Here is a 20284-nt window from a genome sequence, read left to right as displayed (position 1 = left end):
AATCGGGCAGCGTCAGAGTTTGACGATGCGCTGCCCGATCCGTGAGAACAGCACCGCCAGCACGATCCGCGCGAGGTGGTGCAGCGTGACGTAGACCGCGCTCACATGCAGCGACAGGGCGACCAGTGACATCTCGCTGACGCCGCCCGGCGCGAAGGCCAGGATCACCGCCGAGATCGGCTCGTCCACCGCATCCGCCAGCAGCATCGCCACCCCGAAGGCCACCATCAGCATCAGGCTGACATGGATGACCGAGAGGACGACGGCCTTGCCCGCCTGCGCGCGCTCGAAGCCGATCAGGCGCACGCCCAGCGACGTTCCCATCACCCATTGCGTGACCTGAATCGCCCAGCCGGGCGGGACGGCATGCGTCAGGCCTGCCGCATGGGCGATCCCGCTCAGCAGCAGGGGCCCCGACAGCATCGCGGCGGGGAACTTGAGCTTGTGCGCGCCCCACCAGCCGACCACACCCAGACCGACGATCACCGCCCAGTCCACGGCGGTCAACGGCGCGCGCCCGGCCACGCTGAGGCCCGAGGCCGAGCCGACGGCATGGCCCTCGAAAATGGAGAAGGCGATGGGGATCATCACGATGCACAGGATCAGGCGCAGAAGCTGCAGCATGATCAGCATCGGCATGTCGGCGCCGGTCTTCTCGCCCATCTCGATTGATTCGATGAAACCGCCGGGCATCGCCGCGAAATAGGCGGTTGCGGGTTTCATCCTGCCCAGCTTGGCGAAGATCGCGTAGCCAAGGAATTGCGCGAAGGGGATGAACAGCAGCAGCGCCACCATGGTGACCCACCAATGCAGGGCCTGCGTGGCGAAATCCGGCGGGAAGCTGGCCCCGATCGCCACACCGACGATCGGGATCAGGGTGTAGCGCCACTTTTGCGGCACCGCGAGCGCGTGGCCAGAGATCTTCAACCCCATGGCCGAGGCCCCGGTGACGGCGACCATGCCGCCCATCAGCATGGCCAGCGGCAGACCCGCCCATTGTGCCAGCAATCCCCCGGCGCCCCCCAGCGCATAGGTCACGAAGATGGTCGCCGGGGGAATTCCTCCGGTCAGGCGGTTGAGGCTGGGCATCGGGTCCTTTGGCGCGTCTTGGGCATGGGGGCGTTACATCTGCCCCCCGGCGATTTCATAGGTCTGGCCGTTCAGGCTGCCGGAATTCGGACCGACCAGCAGGGCGGCCATGGCGGCGACCTCGTCCGAAGTGATCAGGCGCTTGTGGCGGTTGGTCTTGACCATCATCTGACGCGCCTGCTCGGGGTCGATTCCGGCGCGGTCGGCGATGGACTGGGTGTTGCGGGTGACGATGTCGGTGTCGACATAGCCCGGGCAGAGGGCGTTGAAGGTCAGGTCCGACCCCATGTATTCCTCGGACAGGCCGCGCATCAGGCCGATCATCCCGTGTTTCGAGGCCGAATAGGCCGGTGCGCCCTTCAGGCCTTTCAGCCCGGCGATGGATGCCACGAAGATAGTCCGGCCCCAGCTCTCGGCCAGCATGCCGCCCAGACATTCGCGCACCGTGAGGTAGGCCCCGTCCAGATTGATCGCCATCATATTGCGCCAGAAGGCGAGGTCCATCTTGCCCATCGACTTGCCCTCGGCGATGCCGGCATTGGCGACGCAGATGGTGACCGGACCGCGCGCGGCGATGGCATCGGCGACGCCCTGCACCACGCTGGCCTCGTCGGCCACGTCCATCACCAGCGGGAACAGGCCCGGATTGGCGGCAGCGGCTTCCTCCAGCACGGCACCGCGGCGGCCGGTGATGGTGACCTTGGCGCCGCGCGCGGCCAGCATCTGGGCGATGGCGAGGCCGATGCCCGTACCGCCGCCGGTGACCAGCGCGTGACGGCCGTTCAGATCTTGATCCATGATGTTCCTCCCTGTTTCGGGCGCGAGCCTAGACCGCGCCTTTTCTCAGGGAAAGCCACCGCCTTGCGTGACGCGACGGCGGATTGATGGCCCGGCTCAACCCCTTGCCGGCGAGGCGGGGTAGGTCCCGAGGATATGCAGGCGGTTGGTGAAGTAGCGCAGCTCTTCCAGTGCCAGCTTCACATTGGGGTCCTCAGGATGGCCCTCGATATCGGCGTAGAACTGGGTCGCGGTGAACGAGCCGTCGACCATGTAGCTTTCCAGCTTGGTCATGTTGACGCCGTTGGTCGCGAAACCGCCCATCGCCTTGTACAGCGCGGCGGGGATGTTGCGCACCTGAAACACGAAGGTCGTCACCATGCCCTGCGCGCCGCCGCGATGGGTCAGGTCGGGCTCGGGCGACATCACGAGGAAGCGGGTGGTGTTGTGGTGATTGTCCTCGATATCGGTGGCCAGCACTTCCAGCCCGTGGATCTGCGCGGCGATCTCGGAGGCCAGCACACCCTCGCCGGGGGTCTTGTCCTGCGCCAGATCCGCGGCGGCACCGGCGCTGTCGGCCGCGGCCTCGGCCGAGATGCCATGCGACTTGAGGAAACTTGCTGCCTGCGGGATCAGCACCAGATGGGCGCGGACATGCTTCACGTCCTCCAGCTTGGTGCCCGGCAGGCTCATCAGCGCGATGCGGACGCGGACGAACGCCTCGTCAACGATATGCAGCCCGCTCTCGGGCAGAAGGCGGTGGATGTCGGCCACGCGCCCGTAAGTCGAGTTCTCGACCGGCAGCATCGCCAGCTCGGCGCGACCCTCGCGGACCGAGTCGATGACCTCCTCGAAGGTGCGGCAGGGGATCGGCTCGTAATCCGGTCGCGAGGCCACGCAAGCCTCGTGGGAATAGGCGCCAAGTTCGCCTTGGAATGCGATGCGCTTGCTCATTGGTCCCTCACCCCGCGAAAACCCTGCCTGAACGTCAATTCGTCGCGGTAACTAGCGCTTGAATTGGGCGAGGGGAAGCGGGTAGAAGGGCGCGACTTCTGCTCAGGCACGGGATGCGACATGTTCGATACCATGGTTATCACCAAGGCGGTTGGCGCCATTTGCGCGACTTTCCTGTTCTTCCTCGTCGGTAAATGGGCCGCCGAGACGATTTACATGCCCGCTCATGGCGACCATGCCGCGGCTGTCTACCCGCTGCCGACCGAAGGCGACGACCATGGCGCCGCCGAGGCCGCTCCGGCCGAAGAGATCGACGTTGACGCGCTCTATGCCAGCGCCGACGCCGCTGCCGGTGAAGCCCTGTGGCGCAACTGCCGTTCGTGCCACTCGCTGGAAGGCGCCAACGGCACCGGCCCGCATCTGGATGGCGTTGTCGGTCGTGCAATCGACGCCGTCGACGGCTTCAACTACTCGGGCGCCCTGCTGCAGGTCGGCGACACCTGGACCGTGGAAAACCTGTTCCACTTCCTGGAAGACCCGCGTTCGGCCGCTCCCGGCACCCGCATGAGCTTCCGTGGTCTGCGCGACCCGCAGGATCGTGTGAACCTGATCAAATACCTGGAAGAGCACCCCGCCTGAGGTCGCTCTCTCCCGATGAAAAGGCCGTACGCCCCGCGCGTGCGGCCTTTTTTCTTGCGCCGGTTTTCTGGCACAGGGCCCGCGTGGCGGTGATTTTTCCCTGACCGCACGAGGATTTGCACAAGTCGTCACGCAATCGACACTTGCAACCGGGCATCCGGCTGGATTTAGCTGGAAAAAGCCTACCTGACCCGCAGAAGTCAGACGCAAGCTGGAGAGCCGAATGACCCGTCCCGCCATTGCCCGAACCCTGACGCGCGATCCCGCCGCCGCCTTGCGCCTCCTCGCTGGAGGGACCGCGCTGGCCCTCGCGGGGTTGCTGGTGGCTGGACAGGCCCGGGCACAGGCCGACCTCATTCAGGCCCATGGCTATTCCTATTACGGCGATCTCAGCTATCCCGCCGATTTCAACCACTTCAGCTACGTCAACCCGGACGCGCCGGTCGGCGGCGAGTATTCGGAATTCGCCTCGGGCACCTTCGATTCGATGAACCCCTATTCGCGCCGGGGCCGGGCCGGGCGCTATTCCTGGGCGATCTATGAAAGCCTGCTGGAAACCGGCGGCCCCTTCGGCGATTCCGCCCCGGCGGATGTCTACGGCGAATACTACTGCATGCTCTGCGAGAGCCTGGAATATCCGCCGACCAAGGATTGGGTGATCTTCCACCTGCGCCCCGAGGCCCGTTTCAGCGATGGCACCCCGGTCACGGCCGCGGACGTCGTCTTCACCCACAACCTGTTCCTAGAGCAGGGCCTGCCGTCCTATTCCGAAGCCGTGCGCCAGCGCATCACCTCGGCCGAGGCGCTGGACGAGCATACCGTCCGCTTCGACTTCGCCCCGGACATCTCGCGCCGGTCGCTGATCGATCAGGTCGGGGCGACGCCCGTTTTCTCGCAGGCGTGGTTCGAGGAAACCGGCGCCCGCCTCGATGAGCCGCGGTTCGAGACCTCGCCGGGATCGGGCCCCTATGTGCTGGACAGCTACGAGGTGAACCGCCGCATCACCTATCGTCGCAACCCGGATTATTGGGGCTGGGACCTGCCGCAGAATCAGGGCCGCCACAATTTCGAGACCATCCGCGTCGAGTATTTCTCGGATGACGCCGTCGCCTTCGAGGCCTTCAAGACCGGCGAATACACTTTCCGGGCCGAGGGGAACTCGCGCCAATGGTCGATCGGCTACGATTTCCCGGCAGTGACCAACGGTTGGGTCGTGCGCGAGGAAATCCCCGACGGCAACCCGCCGACGCCCACCGGCTTCGTGTTCAACCTTGCGCGTCCGGCCCTGCAGGACATGCGGGTGCGCGACGCGATCACCATGGCCTACAATTTCGAATGGACGAACCAGCAGCTGCAATACGGGCTGATGGGCCGCCGCTATTCCTTCAGCCAAGGGACCGATCTGGAGGCCACGGGCGTGCCGGAAGGGGCCGAGCTGGCGCTGCTGGAATCTCTGGGTGATCTGGTGCCCGCCGATCTGTTGACCGAAACCGCCTATGTCCCGCCTGAATCCTCGGCCGACAACCTGCAGGACCGCCGCAACCTGCGCCGCGCCAACCGCCTGCTGGAAGAGGCCGGCTGGGTCGTCGGCGACGACGGCCTGCGCCGCAACGAGGCCGGTGAACAGCTGACCATCGAATTCCCCTATGCCAGCTCGGGCTCGGCCACGGCCGAGGCGATCATCGAGAGCTTCCTCGACAACCTGCGCGCCATGGGCATCAACGCCATCGGCCAGCGCATCGACCCCGCGCAATACACCGAGCGCGAGCGCAACCGCGACTATGACATGATCCTCGACGGCTATGTCGCGTTCCTCGATACCGGGACCGGGCTGCACCAGCGCTTCGGCTCCGAGGCCGCGTCCTATTCGCTGTTCAACCCGGCCGGCCTCGCCAGCCCGCTGGTCGACCGGATCATCGACATCTCGCTGATGGCGGAAAGCCCCGAGGAGCGCGACACCGCGCTGCGCGTCCTCGACCGGGTGCTGCGCTATGAGCGGTTCATGGTGCCGCTGTGGTACAGCCCGAACCAATGGTTCGCCTATTGGGACGTCTACCGCCATCCCGAGGAAATCCCGCAATTCTCGGCCGGGACCATGGATTGGTGGTGGTACGATGCCGACCGGGCAGCCGAGTTGCGCAGCACCGGCGCGCTGAGGTAATCCGCCCCCATGGGAGCCTATATTCTTCGCCGTCTGCTTCTGGTCATCCCCACGCTGATCGGGGTCATGATCATCAACTTCACGCTGGTGCAATTCGTGCCCGGCGGGCCGATCGAGCAGGTCATTGCCCAGATGCAGGGGCAGGGGGATGCGACCCGCGGCTTCACCGGCGCGGGCGAGGACATCACCCGGTCCAGCGGCGGGATGGAGGAGCGCTATATCGGCGCGCGCGGCCTGCCGCCGGCCTTCATCGAGCAGCTGGAGCGGGAGTTCGGCTTCGACAAGCCGCCGCTTGAACGCTTCCTGACGATGATGGCGAATTACTTCACCTTCGACTTCGGCACGAGTTACTTCACCTCGAAGACGGTGATCGACCTGATCCTCGAGCGCATGCCGGTATCGATATCCCTCGGCCTCTGGTCCACGCTCATCGCCTATATCGTCTCGATCCCCTTGGGCATCCGCAAGGCGGTGAAGGACGGCTCGCCTTTTGACACCTGGACCTCCGGGGTGATCATCGTCGGCTATGCGATCCCCGGCTTCCTGTTCGCCATCCTGCTGCTGGTGATCTTCGCTGGCGGCTCGTATCTGCAAATCTTCCCCTCGCGCGGGATCCATTCCGAGCGTGAGGTCTGGGAGAGCCTGTCCTGGGGCGGCAAGATCCTCGATTACGCGCATCACATGGTGCTGCCGACCATCGCGCTGACGATCTCCAGCTTTGCCACGCTCACCCTGCTGACGAAAAACTCGTTCCTCGACGAGCTGCGCAAGCAATACGTGATGACCGCCCGCGCCAAGGGCCTTGTCGAGCGCAAGGTGCTGTATGGCCACGTCTTCCGCAACGCCATGCTGATCGTCATCGCGGGCTTCCCGGCGGTGTTCATCGGCGCCTTCTTCGGCGGCTCCCTGATCATCGAGACGGTCTTCTCGCTCGACGGGCTCGGTCGGCTGTTCTTCGAGGCGGCGATCAACCGCGACTATCCGGTGATCTTCGGCACGCTCTTCATCTTCACGCTGCTGGGGCTGATCGTCGGCATCATCTCGGACCTGATGTATGTCTGGATCGACCCCCGCATCGACTTCGAGACGCGGGAGAGCTGAGCGCATGGCCCTGTCTCCCCTGAACCAACGCCGCTGGCGGAACTTCCGCGCGAACCGCCGGGCCTTCTGGTCGCTCTGGGTCTTCCTGCTGCTCTATGGCGTGTCGCTGTTTGCGGAATTCCTCGCCAATGACGTGCCGGTCGTCGTCAGCTATCGCGGCGAGATCCAGTTCCCGATCTTCCAGTTCTACCCGGAAACCGCCTATGGCGGCGAGTTCCGCACGCAGGCCGATTACCGCGTCGAGGAGGTGCAATGCCTCATTGCCACCGGCGGCATCGAATGGTGTCTGGACGATCCCGAGGACGCCATGGCCCAAGCCGCCGAAACCGGCACGGTCGAGGGCGAGGAGGTCGTGCCGGGCTGGATGGTCTGGCCGCCGATCCCCTATTCCTATGACACGATCAACAACCTCGGCGGCCCGGCCCCCTCGGCGCCCGATGGCGACCATTGGCTGGGCACCGACGGCGCCGCACGCGATGTGCTGGCGCGGGTGATCTACGGCTTCCGGCTGTCAGTCAGCTTCGCCTTCGTCGTGGTCGCGATCTCCTCGGTCGTGGGCATCACGGCGGGTGCGATCCAAGGCTTCTTCGGCGGGATCACCGACCTCGTCGCGCAACGCCTGATCGAGCTTTGGGGCTCCATCCCCTCGCTCTACGTGATCATCATCGTCGCCGCGATCATACCGATGAATTTCTGGCTGTTGGTCATCCTCATGGTGCTGTTCTCATGGACAGCCCTCGTGGGCGTCGTCCGGGCCGAGTTCCTCCGGGCGCGCAATTTCGAATATGTCCGCGCCGCCCGTGCGCTGGGCGTGTCGAACCTGCGCATCATGTTCCGCCATGTGCTGCCCAACGCCATGGTCGCCACCGTCACGATGCTGCCCTTCATCGTCACCGGCGCCATCGGTTCGCTGGCGACGCTGGACTTCCTCGGCTTCGGCCTGCCGGCCTCGGCTCCGTCGCTGGGCAACCTGACGCTTCAGGCGCGGCAGAACCTGCAGGCCACATGGCTCGGTTTCACCGCCTTCTTCACCTTCGCCATCATGCTCAGCCTCCTCGTCTTCGTGTTCGAGGGCGTGCGTGATGCGTTCGATCCCAGAAAGACGTTCCGATGACCCTGTTGCGCGTGAAGGACCTCGGCGTCGCCTTCCGGCAGGGGGGCAAGGCCACGCAGGCCGTCAAAGGCGTCTCGTTCGAGATCGCCGAGGGCGAGACCGTCGCGCTGGTGGGCGAATCCGGTTCGGGCAAGTCGGTGACGGCCCTGTCGACGGTCGGGCTGATGTCCGACGCCGCCGAGATCTCGGGCTCGATCACCTTCGAGGGGGCCGAGATGGTCGGAGCCCCGGCGGCCGAGCTGCGGCGGGTGCGCGGCAACGATATCAGCTTCATCTTCCAGGAGCCGATGACCTCGCTCAACCCGCTGCACACGGTGGAAAAGCAGATCACCGAGGCCTTGGAACTGCACCAAGCCCTGCGCGGCGACGCCGCCCGCGCCCGCGCGCTGGAGCTGTTGCAGAAGGTCGGCATCCGCGAGGCCGAGACCCGGCTCTCCAGCTATCCGCACCAGCTGTCCGGCGGGCAGCGGCAGCGGGTGATGATCGCCATGGCCTTGGCGAACGGGCCGAAATTGCTGGTCGCGGACGAGCCGACCACCGCCCTCGATGTGACGATTCAGGCGCAGATCCTTGAGCTGCTGGCCGAGCTGAAGCGTGCCGAGCGCATGTCGATGCTGTTCATCACGCATGATCTGAACATCGTCCGCCGCGTCGCCGACCGGGTCTGCGTCATGCAGAACGGCGAGATCGTCGAGCAGGGGCCGACCGAGCAGGTCTTCACCAATCCCTCGCATCCCTATACCCGCAAGCTGCTCGAGGCCGAGCCGACCGGCGAGCCCGATCCCGTTCCGCAAGGCGCCCCCGAGGTTCTGCGGACCGAGGGCCTGCGCGTCTGGTTCCCGATCCAGCGCGGTCTGCTGCGCAAGACGGTGGGGCATATCAAGGCGGTGAACGACGCCTCGCTCAGCCTGCGTGCGGGCGAAACCCTTGGTGTCGTGGGCGAATCCGGCTCGGGCAAAACCACCTTGGCACTGGCCATCGCCCGACTCACGCGGTCCGAGGGGACGATCGTCTTCCTCGGGCGCGATATCTCGCCGGCCTCGGAAAAGGGCTCCAGCCGTGCCGTTCTGCGCGACCTTCGGCGCGAGATGCAGATTGTGTTTCAGGACCCGTTCGGCAGCCTCTCGCCCCGCATGACGGTCGAGGAAATCATCGCCGAGGGCCTCGGCGTCCACGGTGTCCCCACCGGCGGCACCCCGCGCGAGGCCGTCGCGGCGATCATGACCGAAGTCGGCCTCGACCCCGCCGCGATGGATCGCTACCCGCATGAATTCTCGGGCGGGCAACGTCAGCGCATCGCCATCGCCCGCGCGATGATCCTGCAACCTAAGCTGGTGATCCTCGACGAGCCGACCTCGGCCCTCGACATGACGGTGCAGGTGCAGATCGTCGAACTCCTGCGCGACCTGCAACGCAAGCATGGGTTGGCCTATCTATTCATCAGCCACGATCTTCGCGTCGTACGCGCCATGTCGCATCAGATCCTTGTGTTGAAACAGGGAGATGTGCTGGAATACGGCCCGGCGCAGCAGGTGTTCGACGCGCCGGGGCACGAGTATACGCGCGCGCTTCTCGCCGCGGCCTTCGACCTGAAAACCATGGGGCGCGTGACGTCGGAGGATGCGTGAAGATCCTGTTTGTCCACCAGAATTTCCCGGGCCAGTTCCTGCATCTGGCCCCGGCCCTGGTGGAACGCGGGCATGATGTCACGGCCCTGACCGACGAGACGAACGCGCGCAAATCGACGATCACCACCTTCCGCTACCGCAAGCCCGATCCGCGCCCCGATCCGAAGATCGCGCAACTGGGCACCACCTATTGCGAGATGACCAACCGGGCCTGGCGCGTCGCGCGCGCCGCCCGTGTCTTGCGCGACAAGCATGGCTATGTGCCCGATGTGATCTTCGGCCACGGCGGCTGGGGTGAGACGCTGTTTCTGCGCGAGGTCTGGCCCGAGGCGCGGCTCATCGTCTATGCCGAGCTCTACTACGCTCCGCGCGGGCTGGATGTCGGGTTTGATCCAGAATTCGCCAATGACAGCGAGGACAAGGTCTATTCCGTTGTGGCCCGGCAGGGGCATCAAGCGCTGATGATGGCCCAATGCGACGCGGCTTTGGCCCCGACCGAGTTTCAGGCCGATACCTTCCCCGAGAGCTTCCGCGACAAGATCACCATCATCCATGACGGGGTCGATACGGATCGGCTGAAGCCCGATCCGATGGCGCGGGTGGTGTTGCCCTCGGGCGTGGAGTTCCGGGCGGGCGATGAACTCCTGACCTTCATCAACCGCAACCTCGAGCCCTATCGCGGCTACCATTCCTTCATCCGGGCCCTGCCCGAAGTGATGCGGGCCCGCCCCAACGCGCAGGTGGTGATCATCGGTGGCGACGACGTCAGCTACGGTGCCCGACCGGGCGGCGGGCGCAGCTGGAAGGAGATCTTCCTTGACGAGGTGCGCGATCAGCTGGACCTCTCGAGGGTGCATTTCACCGGCAAGGTGCCCTACGCGACCTTCACCGGCCTGATGCAATGTACCCGCGCGCATTGCTACCTGACCGTGCCGTTCGTGCTGTCATGGTCGATGCTGGAGGCCATGAGCGCCGGGGCCTTGGTCGTCGGCTCCCGCACCGCGCCGGTCGAGGAGTTGATCGAGGATGGCGAGAACGGCCTGTTGGTCGATTTCTTCGACACCGAAGAGATCGCCGGGACGCTGATCCGCGCCCTTGCCCGGCCCGAGGAATTCCGGGGCATGCGGCAAGCCGCCCGTCGGCATATCGTCGAGAATTACGACCTGCACAGCATTTGTCTGCCGCGGCTCATTGATTTCGTCGAGGGCCGGCTGGACGTCTGAACGGCCGTTCCGTTGGAACAGAAAGGGGCGCCCGTGGATATCCCGGGCGCCCTTTTCGTTTCGTCTGCGAGGTTGTCAGTGCACGACAAGGTCTGCGTGAAGCGCTCCGGCCGCGTTGATCGTGTTGAGGATGTCGATCATGTCGCGCGGTCCGACCCCCAGCGCGTTCAGGCCCGCCACGACCTCGGCCAGCGAGGTGCCGCCCCGCACTTCGGCCAAGCCTACGCCGGGGTCGGGGGTGATCGTGGCATCGGTGCGCGGAACAACCACGGTCTCGCCGGGGCTGAACGGGTTGGGCTGGATCGCCTGTGGCGTTTCCTCGACCCTGAGAGTCAGACCGCCTTGCGCCACGGCGACGCGGCTGATGCGAACATCCTCACCCATGACAATCGTCCCGGATCGCTGATCTATCACCACGCGCGCACGGGTGCCGGGTGCGACGACCAGATTCTCGACGCTGCTCAGTGCGTGGGCGGCCGAAGGCGCGCGGGTCGCGGCGATGTCCAGAACGACGGTGCCGGCGTCCTGCATGGCGGCGACGGCGCGGCCGAAATGGGCGTTGATCACCTGTTCGATCCGCAGGGCGGTGGTGAAATCGGCCTGACGCAGCGCCAGCCGGACGCGGGGCAGCGAGGCCAGCGAGAAGTCAACTTCGCGCTCGACACGCGCGCCGCCGGGGATCGTGCCCGACGTGGGGACGCCTTCGACCACCTGCGCGGCCTGACCGCGTGCGGCAACGCCACCGGCAATCACCGCACCCTGCGCCACGGCATAGATCTGGCCATCGGCGCCGTTCAGCGGGGTCATCACCAGCGTCCCGCCGAACAGCGAGCTGGCGTCACCGATGGCCGACACCGTCACATCGACGCGCGAGCCGGTGCGGGCGAATGGCGGCAGAGTCGCGGTCACAAGAACGGCGGCGACGTTGCGGGGACGGAACTGTTCGCCGGTGATGTTGACGCCCAGCCGTTCCAGAATGTTCGCCATGATGTCTTCGGTGAAGGGCGCATTGCGGATCCCGTCGCCGGTGCCGTCCAGACCGACCACGAGGCCATAGCCGATCAGGTCGTTGCCGCGCACCCCGTCGAACTCGACCAGATCCTTGAGCCGGATCTGCGCCGACGCAAAGGAAGCGCTAACCATGATAGCCAAAGCGAAACCGCAGGCGAAACGGATCAGGTGACGCATTACAGGTACTCCGTCAGGGACAGGCGTGCCGTGCGGGCGGTGAAGGCGTACAGCGTTTCCAGACGGGTCTGTACGACCTCCAGCTGGCCAGCAGCCTCATAGGGATCCGCGCCCACAAGGTTGTTGCGCGCAAGGCTCAACGCATCGCGCTCGCCAGTGAGGCGGGTCTGCGTTTCATCCAGACGCGCTTGCGTTTCCCCGAGCGAGCCCTGCAGCTCTGCCATGCCGGGAGCCGCGCCCATCATCGCAGTACCGGCGGCCTTGGCCAGCGCGACACGTTCGTTGTCTTGAAGGATCATCGAATCCTCACCCGACAGCGCCGCGATGACCATGCCGGCCATCATGCGGCGCAATGCGGGGTCATCCGCCGTCGGCATTGCGGGGGCGGTCACGCCGGTGTCGATGGCCGCACCCTGAGCGGCTGGGCCGCCTTGGTAGAACGTGGTCTCGAACAGGCCGCCCGGATCCATGAAGGCCGAATTCACCGTGGCGATGATGTCATCGGTCGACGGCAGACCGTTCACCAGCGGAATGATCGCTGCGATCATGTCATCGGCACTGGGCAGCGGCGAGGCGTCGGTCACGGTGCCCGAGAAGATCGCCCGGCCTGCGACGCGCTGGCCCAGGGCATTCGACAGGTCCGTCAACGCCCCTTTGGCCGAGGTCGCGCCAGCGCGCAGGGTCTCGGGCGACACGCCTTCGTTCGAGACAGCCATCATGCGCGCCCCGACATCCGAGCCCGAATCCGCAATGCGGTTCAGGACCGATTGGCCGACATCCGCCGCCGTGCTGGCGAGGGTGTTGGCCTCGGTGTAGGACAGGATGCGCGACAGGCGATTGTCCACCGCCGACAGGGGCGACAGATTGCCCTTCAGGTGCTTGGCGGTGTTCTGCACCTCGCCGGTGACCAGTTCGGTCCCGAGGCGCGTCATCTCATTGCGGAGCATCACCGAACTGCGGTTCAGCTGCGAAGGCAGGGCGAGGCTGCCAAGGGAAAGCCAGTTCATGTTCAGATCTCCAGCAGGGTGCGCAGCATGGCGTCTGCGGTCGAAATCACGCGGGCATTCGCGGCGTAGGCTTCCTCGATCAGAAGAAGGCGCTGCATCTCGGCGTCCGTGTCGACGCCTTGCTCCAGCAGGGAATCGTTGAGGGTGTTGAAGCGCGTCTGCGCCGTGGTGGCGCTGTCTTCAGCCCCCTGACGTGCGGTCGAGATCGAGGTCAGCAGACCGCCAAGGTTCCCGGCCACGTCGCGCATCGGTGCCCCGGGGCCCGAGCTGATGGAGCGATCAAGCGCGCCCATCAGGTTGTTGATCTGCGTGGCGTCACCGACAGGTCCGGCCGCGGCGGCGCCAATGCCATCGCGCAGGCGCCACAGGGCGCCACCGGCCGAGGGGTCGACCGCCGTATTGACCGCCAGACGGCCCGCGAGGCCGGCAACGCCGGTGTCCAGCGTACCCGCATCCGTGAACAGACCGGGGCCGCCAGCGAGGGTGGCATCGGTCGCCGGATCGGCAAAGCGCGAGATCAGATCGGACGCGAAGGCGTCGATCTCGGCCTGAACGCCGGGGGCATCCACGTCACGGATGTTGAAATTGGTGGAGAGGCGGCCCCCGCCAAGCGGTCCGGTCTCGGTGGTCGAGATGGCGCGGCCATTGATGGTCAGACCGGACAGGCCGCTGCCGTTGCTCATCGAGGCATCGATGGCGACCGTCTGGGTGAAGCCGAAGGTGACCGGCTGGGTGTCCAGCAGCAGCTCTCCATTGGTCGAATAGAGCATGACGCGGCCATTATCGCGCGGGTATTCCCGCATCGGCACGATCTCGGACAGGGTCGAGATCACGGACTGCCGCTCATCTTCCAACCCAAGGGTCGATTGACCGCTCATCTTCATCTTGATGATCTGGTCGTTCAGCGTATCGACGCGCTGCAGGCCCTCATTCAGCGCCTTCACGTCGACGGCGATGTTGTTGTCAGCCTCGACCCGGGTTTGCTGAACAGCATCTTCGATCTGGCCGAGCTTGCTGACCAAGGCATTGGCGTTGTTCACGATCCCGGAAAGGCGGCTTTCCAGATCGGGGCGCTCGCTGGCCGAGATCAGGGCGCTTTCGAAGCCGGACATGGCCGAGGAAAGCCCCTCGCCGGTCAGGCCGATCGCGGATTGGATGCGGTTCCAGAACGAGGCCGAGGTGCCGCCCGCCGAGGCCGAAGCCCCGGCGTCGCGGTGCATGCCCAGCACGACCGGATCGACGATGCGGGTCGTCCCCGCCACCCGCACCCCGGAGCCTACCCCGCCCAGGGACGAGGAGGCGAGGTCGAGCCTGCGCGCGGCATAGCCGGGCGTCAGCACGTTGGCGATGTTGGACGATGCGACCTGCACCGCCCGCGCCGACGCGGCGAGACCCGAGTTGGCATTGTTCAACGCTGAGCTGATGCTCATCTCGACCTCCTAGACGCTGGATCAGCGCTTGATGTTGGTGGTTTCCTGCAGCATCTCGTCGACGGTCTGGATGACCTTCGCGTTCGACGAATAGGCACGCTGCGTCTGGATCATGTTGGTCAGCTCCTGCGCGACGTCGGTGGCCGACTGCTCCCGCGTGAAGCCCATGATGTCGCCCGTGGGGCCGTCACCGGCGTTCCACAGGAACATCGGACCCGAATCGGGCGAGACGCTGTAGGTCTGGTTGTCCATGGCGGTCAGGCCGTTCGCGTTCGGCACGTCGACCAGCGGGATCTGCGCGATGGTGCGGATCAGGCCCGAGTCGTAATAGGCCTTCACGAAACCGGTGGCATCGACCTGGACGCCGACCAGCGACTGCACGGGCGAGCCGTCACGATCGGTCGACACCGGGATGAAGCTTTCGGCCATCTGGGTGATGCTGTCCTCATCGCCCGGCATCCCGATGTTCAGCGAGATGTCCTGACCGTTGACCGTCACGGTGAACGAACCGGTGGCGGGGTCATAGGCACCGCCCGGTGCGCCGCCGGCCTGGCTGACGCTCAGGATGCGGCCGCCGTTCGGGGGTTGGTCGTCGAAGGTGATGGTGTATTCGCCGACAACGGTGCCGGTCGAGGGATCGGTGACCGTGGCCGTCCATTCGTTCGACTGGCCGGTGGCCGGAACGTTCGGGCTGAAGGTCATGGTCATCGTGTCGGTGGTGCCGAGCGGGCTGTAGTATTCCAGCGCCACGTCATGCGACAGGCCGTCCGAATCCGAACGGGTGCCGGTCGCGGGCAGGTTGACGCGGACGTCGATATTGGTGGTCGGGTCCGAGGCGAACTGGTTCGAGTTGATGCGAATCGGCTCAAGCCCACCGATGGTGTCGCGCGGGAAGGCCGGGATCGTGCCGTCCGGATCGGCGGGCCAGCCCAGCAGGATCAGGCCGGCCGGGTTGCGCAGCAGGCCGTTCGAATCGGGCCGGAATGAGCCGGTTGTGGTCAGCATGAGCGGCAGCGCGCCCGAGGAACCCAGCGCCGATTCGGCGGTGACCGGCAGGAAGCCGCGGCCACTGACGGCGAGGTCGGTGGCGTTCGAGCTGGAGGTCAGGGCGCCGCGTTCGTCCACGAGGCGCGTGGTGGAGGCGCGCACGCCGCCAGCAATATAAGGGCCGTAGTTCGAGCCCGAGCTCATCACCATCGACTGGAAGGAGGTGACGACCCGCTTGTACCCTTCGGTACCCGTGTTTGCGATGTTGTCCGAAATCGCGGCGAGCCGCGTCGAGTTGGCGTTCAGGCCGGAGAGGCCGGCATTGAACGAAGAGTACAACGTGGACATGTTCGGTGACCTTTCTGGTGCGAAGCAATTGTCCTGACACTGCACGAAGGGCGTTAATGCGGCCCTAACAGCAAACGGCGGGTCCGGCCTGTGTCAGAGCCTTTCCGCTCAGCCCGGCTTGGTTCCATCAATCGAAGGGCCAAGCCGCGGGTCGCGCGCGCAGCGTACCGCCGGTGCAGCGGTGCCGGGAGGTGATCCCGACACCAGCCTGCAGCGGCCAAGTCACGAGAATCGTTCCCTTCTGGGATCGTGTTGAGAGGGTCATGCCCGCCCGGAGGGGCGGAGGGCCGGATCGCGGGGCCGGAGCCAGCGATCCGGCGCCTGCGTCAGCGATTGCGACGCAGGAGGATCAGTTCCAGACGGTTGTTCCGCACCGCCATCGGGTTCGGATCGGCCGGGCGACGGTCGGCATGGCCGGTCACACGAGCGATTCGGGTCGGGTCGAAACCGGCATTGTCCATCATCTCGCGGATGCGCTCGGCGCGGGACATCGACAGGGTCCAGCGAGGGTCGGTGGCCTGCACGACGCTATAGCTGCGGGTGTGGCCTTCGATCGCCAGCTGGTTGGTGACCATGGCAAAGATCTGCGCGACGATCTGCACGATATTCTGCGTGACGATGGTCGGCTGGTTCGTCTCGGCATCGAACAGCGGCGCGCCGGGCAGATCGAACAGCTCGATCACCAGACCTTCGTCGGTGAGACGCGTGACGACATGGGCCAGCGCATCGTCCAGAACGGCGCTTTCGCCACCGAGGCCCATCAGGCGCTGCTGAAGATCTTCAAGCGATTCCGTCTCGGCCATGTTCTCGATGCCGGTTTCGGTATCGCTCATATCCGGGGTCATGGGAGCGGTCAGGCTGGGCATCTGGATGTCGGAGCCGCCGAACATCCCCTCGCCGCCTGAGGCCATGCGGTGCACCGGGATCGACGGATTGAAATAATCCGCAAGCCCGCGCCGCTGCGATTCGGTTGTTGCGCCCAACAGCCACATCATCAGGAAGAACGCCATCATCGCGGTCACGAAGTCAGCATAAGCCACCTTCCAGGCGCCACCATGATGGCCGCCGCCCGCAATGACCTTCTTCCGTTTGATGATGATGGGCCTGGCCTCGTTTTGCCGGCTCATGCCACCACCTTACCTTTTTCACCCATCTTCAGGGGTAGCAGCGGTGTATGAACCTCGAGTTAATCGCCGGCCAGCGAACAGCGTTAATCGGCCTGAGGTTTCAGGGGGATACGCCCGTCAGGGCCAAGAACCCAAACATCGCGCCCCTCGATCACCACGGCGGTCAGAGGGCCGCCATAGGCGGCGCTGCTGTCGATATTGACACGGTTGCCGCAATGTTCTGCCTCGGGGCGGTGGGTATGGCCGTGGACGACCAGCCACGGATGCGGGCCGGTGAACTCAAGAAACGGCGCGCGAATCCAGGCCATGGTGTTTTCGGTCTGGTCCTCCAGCGGCACGCCCGGAGCAATGCCGGCATGGACGAACAGCACCTCGCCGCGCAGGTGATGGCTGGGCAGGTCCTGCAGGAAGACGCGATGGCCGGCGGGCACGGCAGCGGCGGCCTCGATCGGCGTGGCATCGGACGACGCGCCGTAGGAGAGCAAGGTTTCCGCCCCGCCGATCCGCGGGTTCAGGTACTCCAGATCCGCGCGCAGAACCGGGTCGCGCCGGCCCTCGAGGTAGTAGGTGAACATCCGGTCGTGGTTGCCTTTGAGCACGATCCACGGCTTCCCGGCGAGCTGACCCTTCAGCAGCAGCTCGACCACGCCGCGCGAATCGGGGCCCCGGTCGACCAGATCGCCGACATGGACGATCGGCGCTTCGGCATCGCCGGTGCGGGCGCGGTCGGCCTCGATCCGGGCATGGGCTGCGCGCAGCAAGTCGATCTGGCCGTGAATATCGCCGATGGCATAGGTTCGGATCATCGCGCCGGTCCCCTTGTTGGCCCTGCGCGTCTTGTCGGATAAATCCTTGCCGGGTTCAACGTTCCGAGGGGGTCAAACCGCCCAATCGTCCAGAATACCCGCCATGAGTTGGCGTGCGGCCTGATATTCGGCGGCGAAACGCGCCACGAGGGTGGCGGCCGGCACGATCGCCTCTACGGCGCCGACGCCCTGACCCGCGCCCCAGATCTCTTTCCAGGCCTTGGGCCGTTCCTCGCGCGCCTTGCCGAAGGACATCTCGGTGCCCATGGCTTCCAGCGCCTCGGGCGTGATCCCGGCATTGGCGAAGGAGGGGCGCAGGTAGTTGCCGGTGACGCCGGTGACGCCCGCCGTGGCGACGATGTCATCGGCGCGGGTGTCGACGATCATCTGCTTGTAGGCCTGCTGGGCGTTGGCTTCCTCGGTCGCAATGAAGGGCGTGCCGACATAGCCCATGTCCGCGCCCGCCGCCTGCGCGGCCAGCAAAGCGCGGCCGGTGGCGATGGAGCCCGAGAGCAGAACGGGGCCGTCGAACCAGCTGCGGATCTCGTGCAGCAGGGCGAAGGGCGATTGCGCGCCGGTGTGGCCGCCCGCACCGGCGGCGACGGCGATCAGGCCGTCCGCGCCCTTCTCGATGGCCTTGCGGGCGAAGCGGTCGTTGATCACGTCGTGCAGGACGATGCCGCCCACGCTATGGGCCGCGTCGTTCACATCCGTCCGCGCCCCCAACGAGGTGATCCAGACCGGCACCTTCCAGCGCATGCAGATCTCGACGTCGCGCTCCAGCCGCGTGTTGGTCTTGTGCACGATCTGGTTCACGGCGAAGGGCGCAGCCGGGCTGTCGGGATGGGCCTGATTGTGGCGATCCAGCTCTTCGGTGATGCGCTTGAGCCACGCTTCCAGCTGGATCGGCTCACCCTCGGCCTCACGGGCGTTCAGCGCGGGGAAGCTGCCGATGATGCCGGCCTTGCACTGGGCAATGACCAGATCGGGGTTCGAGATGATGAACAACGGCGAGCCGACCATGGGCAGACGGGTGGCCTGAAGGGCGGCGGGCAGCTGGGCCCGGCGGGAGGGGGGAAGGGTCATCTCGGCACTCCGCAGGTTCGGTCGTTGCCTGCGAAATTGGCACGCGTTGCCCGATCCGCCCAGACCCTGAACAGCGCAACGCTGCGTCACGCCAATCGCCTGCCTTCGCGTCAAACCCGTGTCCCTTAGGGTGGATTCGTCGCGGCAGGTGGCGAAGGGTGTTGCTGATTGCGCGGCGCACGGTAAAGTCATCGACAGCGAACCGGTGGGCCGCCGAATTTTTCGGCACGCCACGCCGCCGCAGCAGACGTCCGGTCAACGGCGCGCAGACGAAGGGAGTTTTGATCTAACCGAACTCGCGAAGCAGGCGGCTTCACGTCCCATGATCGTGCGCAGAACACGGCAGGGGAGAAGCATCGAGGCGCACCGCAACAGCGGGCCCCGAACGCCGACCGGAACCACATCCACAGGGAAGGATACCCCAATGAAAAAACTGCTTCTGACCACCGCTCTCGTCGGTTTCGCCGCGGGCGCCGCACAGGCCGACGATGTGCCGCTGGGCATCATCCTCGGCTTCACCGGCCCGCTGGAATCGATCACCCCGGCGATGGCTCAGGCTGCCGAAATGGCGATCGCCGAAGTCAACGAATCGGGCAATTTCTCGCTCGGCACCGTGACCTCGGTGCGCGGCGATGACGGCTGCATCGACTCGGGCATGGCTGTCGCCACCGCCGAACGTCTCGTCACCTCGGACCGCGTGCTCGGCATCGTCGGCGCGGACTGCTCGGGCGTGACCGGCGCCATCTTGCAGAACGTCGCGCGCCCGAACGGCGTCGTCATGGTCTCGCCCTCGGCCACCTCGCCGGCGCTGTCGACCGCTGAAGACGACGGCCTGTTCTTCCGTACCGCCCCGTCGGACGCCCGTCAGGGTCAGGTCGTGTCGGACATCCTGGTCGACCGCGGCGTGGAATCGATCGCGATCTCGTACACCAACAACGACTACGGCGCGGGTCTGGCTGACTCGATCCAGGCGGCCTTCACCGCCGCGGGCGGCACCGTGACCATGGTCGCCTCGCACGAAGACGGCAAAGCCGACTACTCGGCCGAAGTCGGCGCGCTGGCGGCTGCCGGTGGTGACGTGCTGGTCGTGGCGGGTTACGTCGACCAAGGCGGCCGCGGCATCATCCGCTCGGCCCTCGACCTCGGCGCGTTCGACACGTTCGAACTGGTGGACGGCATGATCGGCGACAGCCTGCTGGAAGCCATGGGCGACGAAATCCAGGGCTCGTACGGCCAGCTTCCGGGCGCCGACAACCCCGGCACCGAGACCTTCCAGGGCCTGGCCGAAGCCGCGGGCTTCGACGGTACCTCGGCCTTCGCACCGGAATCCTATGACGCCGCCGCGCTGATCATGCTGGCGATGGCTGCTGCCGGTTCGACCGCCTCGGCCGATTACAAGGATCACGTCATGGACGTGGCCAACGCCCCCGGCGAGCCGATCTACCCGGGCGAACTGGGCCGCGCGCTGGAAATCATCGCTGCTGGCGGTGACGTCGATTACGTGGGTGCCTCGGCTGTCGAACTGATCGGCCCGGGTGAAAGCGCCGGTAACTACCGTGAGCTGGAAATCCGCGGCGACGCCTTCGAGACCGTGCGCTTCCGCTGAGGCGTTTGCAGTG

17 protein-coding genes are annotated in these 20284 nt (G+C 65.9%); 7 read left to right on the top strand and 10 right to left on the bottom strand.

The genetic code is table 11. The features are described 5' to 3' along the window. Positions 1–12: 12 nt before the first annotated feature. The 3 genes from BCY78_RS08880 to BCY78_RS08870 all read right to left on the bottom strand — a co-directional run bounded on the left by BCY78_RS08880 (position 13) and on the right by BCY78_RS08870 (position 2820). Complete coding sequence (locus BCY78_RS08880; RefSeq protein ID WP_068300478.1) at positions 13–1089, bottom strand: AbrB family transcriptional regulator; 1077 nt, start codon at positions 1087–1089, stop codon at positions 13–15. 33 nt (positions 1090–1122) lie between these two features. Continuing rightward, a complete protein-coding gene (locus tag BCY78_RS08875) occupies positions 1123–1887 on the bottom strand; it encodes an SDR family NAD(P)-dependent oxidoreductase (RefSeq protein ID WP_068300476.1) in 765 nt (254 codons plus the stop codon). A gap of 96 nt (positions 1888–1983) precedes the next feature. Next, entirely contained in the window at positions 1984–2820 is an 837-nt protein-coding gene (locus BCY78_RS08870) for a prephenate dehydratase (RefSeq protein WP_068300474.1), read from the bottom strand. 120 nt (positions 2821–2940) lie between these two features. On the opposite strand from BCY78_RS08870, the gene BCY78_RS08865 reads away from it, so the two are divergent. From BCY78_RS08865 to BCY78_RS08840, 6 genes are all read left to right on the top strand, one after another. Beyond that, on the top strand, positions 2941–3459 hold the full coding sequence (locus BCY78_RS08865) for a cytochrome c family protein (protein WP_068300472.1): 519 nt from the start codon (positions 2941–2943) through the stop codon (positions 3457–3459). A gap of 223 nt (positions 3460–3682) precedes the next feature. Further along, the gene (locus BCY78_RS08860; RefSeq protein WP_068300470.1) at positions 3683–5620 is read left to right on the top strand and encodes an extracellular solute-binding protein; all 1938 of its coding nucleotides are present in this window, start codon (positions 3683–3685) and stop codon (positions 5618–5620) included. A gap of 9 nt (positions 5621–5629) precedes the next feature. Further along, on the top strand, positions 5630–6721 hold the full coding sequence (locus tag BCY78_RS08855) for a microcin C ABC transporter permease YejB (RefSeq protein ID WP_068300469.1): 1092 nt from the start codon (positions 5630–5632) through the stop codon (positions 6719–6721). A 4-nt stretch (positions 6722–6725) separates the two neighbouring features. Beyond that, positions 6726–7835: an ABC transporter permease gene (locus BCY78_RS08850; RefSeq protein WP_068300468.1), complete on the top strand. Its 1110-nt coding sequence runs from the start codon at positions 6726–6728 to the stop codon at positions 7833–7835. Next, entirely contained in the window at positions 7832–9463 is a 1632-nt protein-coding gene (locus tag BCY78_RS08845) for an ABC transporter ATP-binding protein (protein ID WP_068300467.1), read from the top strand. Before BCY78_RS08850 ends, BCY78_RS08845 begins: the two co-directional genes overlap by 4 nt. Further along, positions 9460–10686, top strand: a complete 1227-nt coding sequence (locus tag BCY78_RS08840) for a glycosyltransferase (RefSeq protein ID WP_068300466.1) — start codon at positions 9460–9462, stop codon at positions 10684–10686. The genes BCY78_RS08845 and BCY78_RS08840 overlap by 4 nt, the downstream gene beginning before the upstream one ends. 75 nt (positions 10687–10761) lie before the next feature. Here BCY78_RS08840 and BCY78_RS08835 read toward each other — a convergent pair whose 3' ends face one another. The 7 genes from BCY78_RS08835 to BCY78_RS08805 form a co-directional block, all read right to left on the bottom strand. After that, positions 10762–11874: a flagellar basal body P-ring protein FlgI gene (locus BCY78_RS08835; protein ID WP_068300465.1), complete on the bottom strand. Its 1113-nt coding sequence runs from the start codon at positions 11872–11874 to the stop codon at positions 10762–10764. Further along, positions 11874–12881, bottom strand: a complete 1008-nt coding sequence (locus BCY78_RS08830; protein ID WP_068300463.1) for a flagellin — start codon at positions 12879–12881, stop codon at positions 11874–11876. The genes BCY78_RS08835 and BCY78_RS08830 overlap by 1 nt, the downstream gene beginning before the upstream one ends. Before the next feature lie 2 nt (positions 12882–12883). Further along, positions 12884–14311, bottom strand: a complete 1428-nt coding sequence (flgK, locus tag BCY78_RS08825) for a flagellar hook-associated protein FlgK (RefSeq protein WP_068300461.1) — start codon at positions 14309–14311, stop codon at positions 12884–12886. Between the two features lie 21 nt (positions 14312–14332). Continuing rightward, positions 14333–15646, bottom strand: coding sequence for a flagellar hook protein FlgE (locus BCY78_RS08820; RefSeq protein ID WP_068300459.1), 1314 nt, complete (start codon positions 15644–15646; stop codon positions 14333–14335). Between the two features lie 326 nt (positions 15647–15972). Beyond that, the gene (locus BCY78_RS08815) at positions 15973–16773 is read right to left on the bottom strand and encodes a flagellar motor protein MotB (protein ID WP_068300457.1); all 801 of its coding nucleotides are present in this window, start codon (positions 16771–16773) and stop codon (positions 15973–15975) included. Between the two features lie 83 nt (positions 16774–16856). Then, positions 16857–17576 carry a metallophosphoesterase gene (locus BCY78_RS08810; protein WP_068300712.1) on the bottom strand — a complete coding sequence of 240 codons (720 nt, stop codon included), beginning with the start codon at positions 17574–17576 and terminating at the stop codon, positions 16857–16859. Positions 17577–17651: 75 nt separating this feature from the next. Next, positions 17652–18665: a nitronate monooxygenase family protein gene (locus BCY78_RS08805; RefSeq protein ID WP_068300456.1), complete on the bottom strand. Its 1014-nt coding sequence runs from the start codon at positions 18663–18665 to the stop codon at positions 17652–17654. Positions 18666–19089: 424 nt separating this feature from the next. Between BCY78_RS08805 and BCY78_RS08800 the strand changes: the two genes are divergently transcribed. Next, on the top strand, positions 19090–20271 hold the full coding sequence (locus tag BCY78_RS08800; protein ID WP_068300453.1) for an ABC transporter substrate-binding protein: 1182 nt from the start codon (positions 19090–19092) through the stop codon (positions 20269–20271). Positions 20272–20284 lie beyond the last annotated feature (13 nt).

The organism is Pararhodobacter sp. CCB-MM2 (assembly GCF_001691415.1).
GTDB lineage: Bacteria > Pseudomonadota > Alphaproteobacteria > Rhodobacterales > Rhodobacteraceae > Pararhodobacter.
Note: the sequence above shows the minus strand (reverse complement) of the source record. Positions and strands in the feature narration are given on the sequence as shown.